7 protein-coding genes and 1 pseudogene are annotated in these 7,818 nt (G+C 62.0%); 5 read left to right on the top strand and 3 right to left on the bottom strand.

Annotation, left to right across the window (positions count from 1 at the left end; translation table 11 throughout):
• Positions 1-219: 219 nt before the first annotated feature.
• Positions 220-1,284, top strand: coding sequence for an AraC family transcriptional regulator (locus AC1DXK_RS29290; protein ID WP_477299596.1), 1,065 nt, complete (start codon positions 220-222; stop codon positions 1,282-1,284).
• A 255-nt stretch (positions 1,285-1,539) separates the two neighbouring features.
• On the top strand, positions 1,540-1,884 hold the full coding sequence (locus AC1DXK_RS29285; protein ID WP_457104599.1) for a hypothetical protein: 345 nt from the start codon (positions 1,540-1,542) through the stop codon (positions 1,882-1,884).
• Positions 1,885-1,956: 72 nt separating this feature from the next.
• Here the strand turns inward: AC1DXK_RS29285 and AC1DXK_RS29280 are convergent.
• Positions 1,957-2,142, bottom strand: a pseudogene (locus AC1DXK_RS29280) (IS630 family transposase); the annotation flags it as partial.
• A gap of 500 nt (positions 2,143-2,642) precedes the next feature.
• Between AC1DXK_RS29280 and AC1DXK_RS29275 the strand changes: the two are divergent.
• The 3 genes from AC1DXK_RS29275 (at position 2,643) to AC1DXK_RS29265 (ending at position 4,978) form a co-directional block, all read left to right on the top strand.
• Complete coding sequence (locus tag AC1DXK_RS29275; protein WP_457104703.1) at positions 2,643-3,074, top strand: hypothetical protein; 432 nt, start codon at positions 2,643-2,645, stop codon at positions 3,072-3,074.
• Between the two features lie 130 nt (positions 3,075-3,204).
• On the top strand, positions 3,205-3,708 hold the full coding sequence (locus AC1DXK_RS29270) for a hypothetical protein (RefSeq protein ID WP_457104600.1): 504 nt from the start codon (positions 3,205-3,207) through the stop codon (positions 3,706-3,708).
• A gap of 898 nt (positions 3,709-4,606) precedes the next feature.
• Positions 4,607-4,978, top strand: a complete 372-nt coding sequence (locus AC1DXK_RS29265; RefSeq protein ID WP_457104601.1) for a hypothetical protein — start codon at positions 4,607-4,609, stop codon at positions 4,976-4,978.
• A 158-nt stretch (positions 4,979-5,136) separates the two neighbouring features.
• Here the strand turns inward: AC1DXK_RS29265 and AC1DXK_RS29260 are convergent, their stop codons facing one another.
• Together AC1DXK_RS29260 and aspT are read right to left on the bottom strand one after the other, a co-directional pair.
• Positions 5,137-5,568, bottom strand: coding sequence for a universal stress protein (locus tag AC1DXK_RS29260; protein WP_457104602.1), 432 nt, complete (start codon positions 5,566-5,568; stop codon positions 5,137-5,139).
• 364 nt (positions 5,569-5,932) lie between these two features.
• Positions 5,933-7,624 (bottom strand): aspartate-alanine antiporter, encoded by a 1,692-nt coding sequence (gene aspT, locus AC1DXK_RS29255; RefSeq protein WP_457104603.1) that lies wholly within the window; start codon positions 7,622-7,624, stop codon positions 5,933-5,935.
• Between the last annotated feature and the right edge of the window lie 194 nt (positions 7,625-7,818).

Below are 7,818 nucleotides of genomic sequence, written 5' to 3'. Positions count from 1 at the left end.
ATTTTACGCTGGGGCATGATCTCCTAATCGGGGCAGTATGGCTATTGAATACAATATAAAACTTGTCATTGTGCGCGATCGAATAACTCGCGGCCGCGGAAACGCGGTTTTTGTAACTGTCAGATAAGGTACGAAAGTTGCTTGAAGCCCTTGACCCGTGTCTCATTGCATCAACCTATGTTTTCGAGAGCCGTCTGATTTGGAAACGGGGGCTACGTCATGGCGAATTCTGTCTGGTCAGGCGCGGGTAGTCGCTCGAATCCGTCTCCCGCAGCCGGAACTTCCAGCTCGCCTGAGACGCCGCTCGTCGGCTTCATCCATCCCCAGGTCGCGCAGGCAGTCTACACCGTCCTCGTCGAACTCGGCGCAAATGCCGACGCCCTCGTGGCCGAGGTCGGCCTCGATCCGGATTACTTGGACGGGGGCAACACCCTGGTCTCCTACGCCGTGTTCGGCCGCCTGATCGCCCTCGGAGCCGAGCGCACCGGCTGTCGCCACCTAAGTCTCCTCATCGGCCAGCGGACGGCCCTGGCCTCGCTCGGGCCAATGGGCCTGCTGATGCGCAACTCGGACACGGTTGGGGACGCCCTGCGCGCTCTCGAAGAGCACGTCGGCAGGCGGAACTGGGGCGCGGTGATCGGGCTCGGCACGTGTGGCGGCGTAGCGGTCCTCAGTCACTCACCCTACCGCCCAGGAGCTGAGGGGGCAGCCCACAATTCTGAGCGGGCGCTTGCCACCATGACCAACCTGCTGCGGGAGCTGTGCGGGCCCGGCTTGGCTCCGTTGGAGGTGTTGCTACCGCGCTCCGCCCCGCGGGACACGCGGCCCTACAGCGCCTTCTTTCGTGCGCCGCTCCGGTTCAACGAGGAGGTGGCCACGCTGGTGTTCCCGGCCGAACTCCTGGAGCAGCCGATCGCGGGCGCGGACCCGGTCGCCTGCCGAGCCCTCAAACGGCAGATCCGCCAAATCGGCGTCGACCAGCCGCATACCCTGACGGACGAGCTGCGCCGCTTCCTTCAGACCAGTGTCACCCAGCTGCGCTGCACAGCCGACCGGGTTGCGCACAGGCAAATGACGAACCGCCGCACCATGGCCCGCCGGTTGCGGGCGGAGGGCACGAGCTTCAAGCAGCTCACCAGTGAGACGCAGTTCCAGGTGGCACAGCGGCTGCTGGTCGACACCGGSTTGAGCKTGACGCAGRTCTCAGAGGCCCTGCACTTCTCCGAACCCGCAGCCTTCACGCAYGCGTTCCGGCGCTGGTCGGGCAAGGCCCCGAGCGTCTAGAGGCTGGAGAACCGGTCGACGGACGCTAAAGCACAGCGTGAGGATCCGCGGCCTGAGCCGCGGTGTCGTAAACGGCTGCACTGAAGACTGTGCGGCGAGGCGCCCGGCGACCCTTGGCTGCCAGCTCAGGGGCCCGTGGGAACTCAACAGGTCCGTTGCGGCGTTGATGCCTTGCGACCGCGTAGCTGGCTGACCAAGCACCAGTTGCAGGCCGTCAGATCTATAGTTCTGGCGCTTCCGCTATCCTGGCTGGGCATGAGCGACACCACCGACGATCCCTTCACCCCCGAGCAGCTGACCGAGCTGGTCCTGATGCAAGCGGAGAACTCGGCGCAGATCGCGAAGGACCTCACGGCTATGGCGCATCAGTCGCTGGCGGCCCTGGTGATGAACGCGCTCCTGCTGCACGAGTTGGAGCGCGTCGGCCTGGTGAGCCACGAGGACGTGATCACTGAGGCCATTCGGCGGGCGAAGTCGATCCATCCGCCAGAGCTAGGCGCCGGCGTGGCCCGGGTAATCAAGACCGTCTTCGACGGGGAGGTGCGCGCCGAAGATTTCTCCACCGGCATCGGCGGTAGTCAGACGGACGCAAAACATTGATGCGTCGGCCCGGGTGCTGCTGGGTGCAGGAACGATTGGCGTCTGGCGCCGCAGGGTTAGAGCTGTTGCCGGTCAGGTAGCGGAGGCCAAGTCGTCCTTGTAGCCGGCCGCGGCGAGGTAGTTGCGGCACTGCTGCGGAGTGAAGCACGAGAAGGCCTGCCGGATCGCCGCCCTGAGTTCCGAGATCGTGCAGGCTGCCGCGCTGAGCAACAGCGCCGTGAGCTTGACGAAGGCTCGCTCAATCGGGTTGAAATCAGGGCATCTCAGCCCCGGCCTATTCCAACAACGACCTTCTTTCCACCAGGGCCGGAATTTCTTCGACCAAATTTGGCGAGCTGCTGCGCAGCACAGTGCACTCCTCGATGAGGCACGCTCGTTGCGCGAGATGTCGGGTCTGCGACAAAGCTGTTGTTAGATAGAGACTGCAACGCAAAGGAAAGAAAAGTATCCTCCGTGATGTTGCCCTGGATGTTGCCCGAGGCGCTGCCACCGAGCTTTTCAACTAAATTCTCGGAGAGGAAAGATAAGGCAAAGCTCGTGCGGTGACAGACGAAGCCGGCGCAGATCCGTTCGCGGTACCTGCCCCGCGAGGCCACCAATATCCGGGCACGGCTTTCGATGGATGTCCCCTCGGATCAAGCGACGTCGTCCGGACGGTAATACAGATGAAACGAGGCGTGTTCCGGCGTCTGTCGATCTTACTGAAAGGCATGCCCGTCCGTCTCGGGCTGCATCCACCTGTCACGAAGTCAAAAGCCATGACCCTCGGGATCTTACCTCCCCTTGTTCTTGCCGCTTGCCTGACCTCGCCTGCGCTTGCCCAGTCGGTGATCGACGTGGACCAGCCGGCGGCGCTCATCCACGGCAACTATTGCGGGCTCGGCAACAACGCGCCTCGTCTCCCCATCGACGCGCTCGATGCTGCCTGCGCCCGGCACGACGCCTGCACCCCTGCCGGCGGCCTCCCCTTGCGAGCATGCAATCTGAGGTTCCAACGAGAGACGGCGTTTATTTCGCGTGATCGGCGGCAGCCCGACGACGTGCGTGCGTTGGCGGGCTTCATCTCCGCTGGCGCGGCTCTTCTACCCTTCGACCCCGTAGCCCCGGTCGTTGGCGCCAGCGTGCCGGCGGCCGGACGTTATAGCGGGAATCCGCCCGGCCCATACAGGCCTGCCTACTACGCCTACTAGCGCCGTCCCGGAGCTCGCTAGCTGCTAACCAGGATTGAGGTCCAGCATACAGATGATCGCGCACAACAGGTAGGCGATCCGGGATCAAAAACGTAGTACCGTTTTCGTGGCTGGGGACATGGAGAATGCTATGCGCAAATTTGTTTTGGTGTCCCTGGCCGCGCTCGGCATGGGCTCGTTCGTCGCCGCGGATTCCGCTGAGGCCCGCGGTGGCTTCGGTGGCGGCGGCTTCCGAGGCGGCGGTGGCGGCTTCGGAGGTGGTGGTTTCCGCGGCGGCGGCTTTGGTGGCGGCGGATACCGCGGTGGTGGGTTCGGCGGTGGCGGCTGGCGCGGCGGCGTAGGTGGTTATCGAGGCGTGGCTGGTGGCTACCGCGGCGGTTTCTACGGCGGGCGCGGCTTCTACGGCGGGCGCGGCTACGGCTACCGGGGGTACGGGTACGGTGGCCGCGGTTATGGCTACGGCGTCGGTGCAGGTCTTGCCGGTCTCGCGGTCGGCACGGCGGTCGGGGCTGCGGCCAGCAACTACTACGGCGGCTACGGCTACGGCGACTCCTACTATGGCGGCTACGCCCCCGCCGCCTACGGCTACAGCTACCCCACGCAGGGGTACGGCGGCTGCACCTGCGGCTACTAACACCAGTTCATGAACACCGGGTCCACTCCGTACAAGCCTGCCGCAAACGCGTACCCGGTGGTGTTCACCACCAATTAGGCATTCCGACCGAGCTTGCCGCCTTCGTGTCGGATCGGCTTACGATCCACATCGCAGTGTTCTGCGTGTCGTCGGAACCGCGGCCGAGGCGCTTCCTCCGTCCGGATACTCAGGCTTTTCGGCAAGACGCGCGGCCGCTGTGAAGATCGGCTCTCAGCCGCTGGCATTGATCTTCAGGCGGCAAAGACGGCTTATGAGCTGACCGATCAGCCGCATCAGCGAAGAAACTTTACGAGAAGGGCGAGCTTTTCTGGGAAAAGCGCAGATAGATCAAGAGCATGGCGAGTGACGTTGCGTTGAGGCATAGCGCCCAACCGTAACTTGTCATGTGATGTGCGCCAATTGGGTTTCCAACGGTGCCTAAGCCGATGAGAGATCCTAGCACGGCGAGCACAGTGAAGAGGCATGCGAATGCAAGCATAACACCCTCCCTAACACGGATCGATAATAGCCTCAGTTGATCTGAGTAGCTTGCTGATCCGAGAGCATTCTAATCACCGGTCACGCTTACTTGCAATAGGGCTTGCAGCACCGCGAACTGCCGTCGGTAGGCGGGGAGCCGAGAGCGGCAAAGATACCCGCAGGTCACTCCTACCGGGCCGTGGCGGCTGCCGACGGAGCATCTATGGGGGCTGCTATGGTGGGCGTGGTGTCTACGGCTACCGGGGTGGCGTCCACGGGTACCGCGGCGGAGTCTACGGCGGGCGACGCGTCGGCGTCTACAGAGGCGGCTTCCATGGCGGCCGAGGCTTTCGCCGGTAGGTGAGGAAGGGGCAGCACGCCCGGTCCGACTGTCGGACCGACAACCGGATGGGTTGAGGTGACCCGTCGCATCAAGCGACCGATCTGGCGGCACGGCACAATCGCTCAGGCGCTCGCCATGCTGGCGATCCGGGATAGAGCGATGTCTGCCCCTCTAATCATGCCTCTAGCGATGGCGGCTATGTTCACGGCCGGGGCCATCCTGATCCTGCAGCTGGAGCAGCATGCCGAGCACGTCAGAGCCGTGCTCTGGGTCACCTACCTCCTCCTGGCAACATTTAACGCTCTAACTCTGCTCGATCGCCTGGCCAACGACCACCGAAGCCCGCGGGTCGCGACGACCGAAGTGGAGAGCCGGACATTGTCATCGCAGGTACCGGGGTTAGAGCTGATTGAGGCTAACTGGCGACCGCTGAAGGCTAATCAGTGATCCTGATTGACGAATTGGTATTAATATAAGCTGTCTAATAGGCGGAGGCCTAAGCGGTTGCGCGTGCGGATTGTCCAGTCGAATTGAGCTGCGGGCGCGGTTGCCGTGCGCATTGGGGGCGGCCCGCGGGTTCGCATTCGCGGCCGTCCTGGTGACGGTCAGCGGTAGATCAAAACGGGCAGTTTGGAATGCGTGAGAACTTTCATGGTCTCACTGCCAATGACGAGGGCGGAAATGCCACGACTGCCATGCGAGGCCATGACGATGAGGTCACAGCCCCGGGCGCCGGCGGTTTCGATAATGGCCTCGTACGGTTGCCGGTCCTCGACTTTCACGACCTCGCAAGGGACACTAACCTGCTTGGCTTCCTGCTCGGCTTCGGTGAGCCTGCGCTCGGCCTCGGCATGTGCATCTCGCCTGAACTGATCCGCGTACGGGTTCGACGGCCCCAAAGCCAATGTCGGGAGCCGGTGAACTACCGTGAGCACTGTCACCTTCGCTCCGACAGTCTTAGCGAGCGACATAGCTTGCTTCACGGCCGAGGCGGAAAGTGGCGTCCCGTCGGTAGGGACAAGAATGTGCTGGTACATCGGGATCTCCCCCAGACATCCGCGAGTCACGCTCCAGTGGTGTTCTGAGCCGACCCGTAGGGCTCGTTCCGGTTTATAGCAGTAATCACCTACTGAGTTGTAGGGCTGAAGCTTCCGGGGCCATTTCTGAGGCTCCAAGAAGGTCCTTATGGCTCGACGAGCTCGGACAGATGCAAGTCGGTGGTCAGGTGGCCGACCGGCGGGCAAACTCGTCCGGGAGCCTGTCGCTCATTGAAAACCACGCTCGTCGCAAGCCATTCGTTTAGACCAAGTCAGCCGACGTAATCTTCGCCCGCGTCGCCCACTTCTGCAAACGGACTTCTCACTCAGACCATTAGCAGTGTCGATCGGCCGACTTGGCGCTCTAAGTCAACAGGATGACCAGGACCATTCCCCAGATTGTCAGAAGCGTGTTGCTGACCGCATAGGTCACCGTATAGCCGAGGCCGGGGATTTGACTCTTTGCCCGATCGTTGACCATCCCAAGCGAAGCCGTCGTGGTGCGGGCGCCTGAGACAGCCCCAAGCAAAATGGCGTCGTCGAAGCGGAACAGGTACTTTCCCGCATACATAGCAAGAACAAGCGGTAGGGTAGTGGCGAATATACCCCAAAGGAAGATGCCGAAACCGAGCTGCTGCAATCCGGCGATGAATTTCGGTCCCGAGGAGATTCCAACAATCGCAATGAAAACGTTCAAGCCGACCGAGTTCATGAACCAGACCGTCGAGGACGGGATCCGCCCAAACTTAGGGCGCACGGAACGCAACCAGCCGAAGAATAGGCCCGAGATCAAGGCGCCCCCGGATGTTGAGAGCGTCAGCGGCACCCCGCCGACGTTGAAGACGATCGCCCCCACCAGTGCGCCAATCGCGATCGCCGCGCCGATGAACATAACGTCGGCCACATCGGTCGCGCGGTCGGGATATCCGATCGCGTTGGTGGCCAGGCTCACGTCCTGACTGCGGCCTACAAGCGTGAGAATGTCTCCGCGATTGATCTTGGTGCTCGGCAGGATCGGGATGTCGATCGCGGTAGCTCCCCGTGTAATTTTCCGTAAAAACACTCCTCGCGCCCAGGGACTTTGCGCCAGCTCTGCTAACGAGCGGCCGTCGACTTCCTTGCTAGTTACGTAGACATCAAGACCCTCAACGGGAACCGCGAGCATTTCCCTGTCATCTACTTCTTCCGCCGCCGTGCCGATCAGATCTACCAGAACCTCGCGCCGTCCCGCGACAGCAACCACATCTCCCGCCTGGATGACGGTATCAGCGTTTGCATCCATGATCTCCCGACCGCGGCGAACCCGTTCGATATAGATCCGCTGCTCCGGCAGCATCCGCTCTGCTTCTTCCGCCGTCTTCCCAACGATGATCCCGTCCGGCCGAACGCGGTAGGCACGCAGATCGAACTGGTGCCATGCGGTTCCGGGCCCCCCGGCTACCCTTGTCCCGCCATGCTTCTCCTCGTATCGCCTGCAGGCATCTTCGAGATCGATGCCCAACAGCGCCGGGCCGAGCAGAGCGATGACCACTGCAGAACCGAGCGTGCCGAAGATGTAGGTAATGGCGTAGGCTACCGGCATCGCATCGAGGAGAGCCTTGCTTTGATCTTCGGGAATCGGCAACCGGTTGATCGCGTCGGTCGCGAGACCCATGGAGGCAGAGATCGTCTGCGAGCCAGCATAGAGACCAGCTGCGGACCCCGCATCATAGCCCCCAAGCTTCGCCGCAAGATAACCACCCGCGAGGCAAAACACGCAGACAACGGCGGCAAAGAGGGCTTGTGGAAGACCATCCTTCGCGACACCCCGGACGAATTGTGGTCCCACTGCGTAACCGATCGCGAACAGGAACATAAGGAAGAAGAACGGCTTGAGCGGCCCAGTCACGCTGATGCCGATCTGGCCGATGATCACGGCGGCAATGAGTGTCGCCGTCACGGCGCCGATCCCAAGACCCTTGTATGTGAAGGATCCGAAATAATAGCCGAATGCGAGGGCGATAAAGATAGCGATCTCAGGATACTGACGAAGCGTGTTTGCAAACCACTCGAACATGTAGGCCTCCTATTCGGGTTCGCTTCGTCCCTCTGCTTGCAACCTTATCTATGCCGCTCTCCGGCTCCCCTTCGGAGTCGCGGATGATTTGGCTCGACGTTTCGCTGCGATAGCATCCGGTTTGAGCAGCTTAAGACCTCTCGTCTTCTCGTAGCCGTGGATCTCCTTCACATCGAGCTTACGCATGAAATCCA

It is taken from the genome of Methylobacterium sp. P3_A11, from assembly GCF_056403155.1.
The sequence above is the reverse complement of the archived record's forward strand: the minus strand, read 5'-3'. Positions and strand labels throughout refer to the sequence as shown.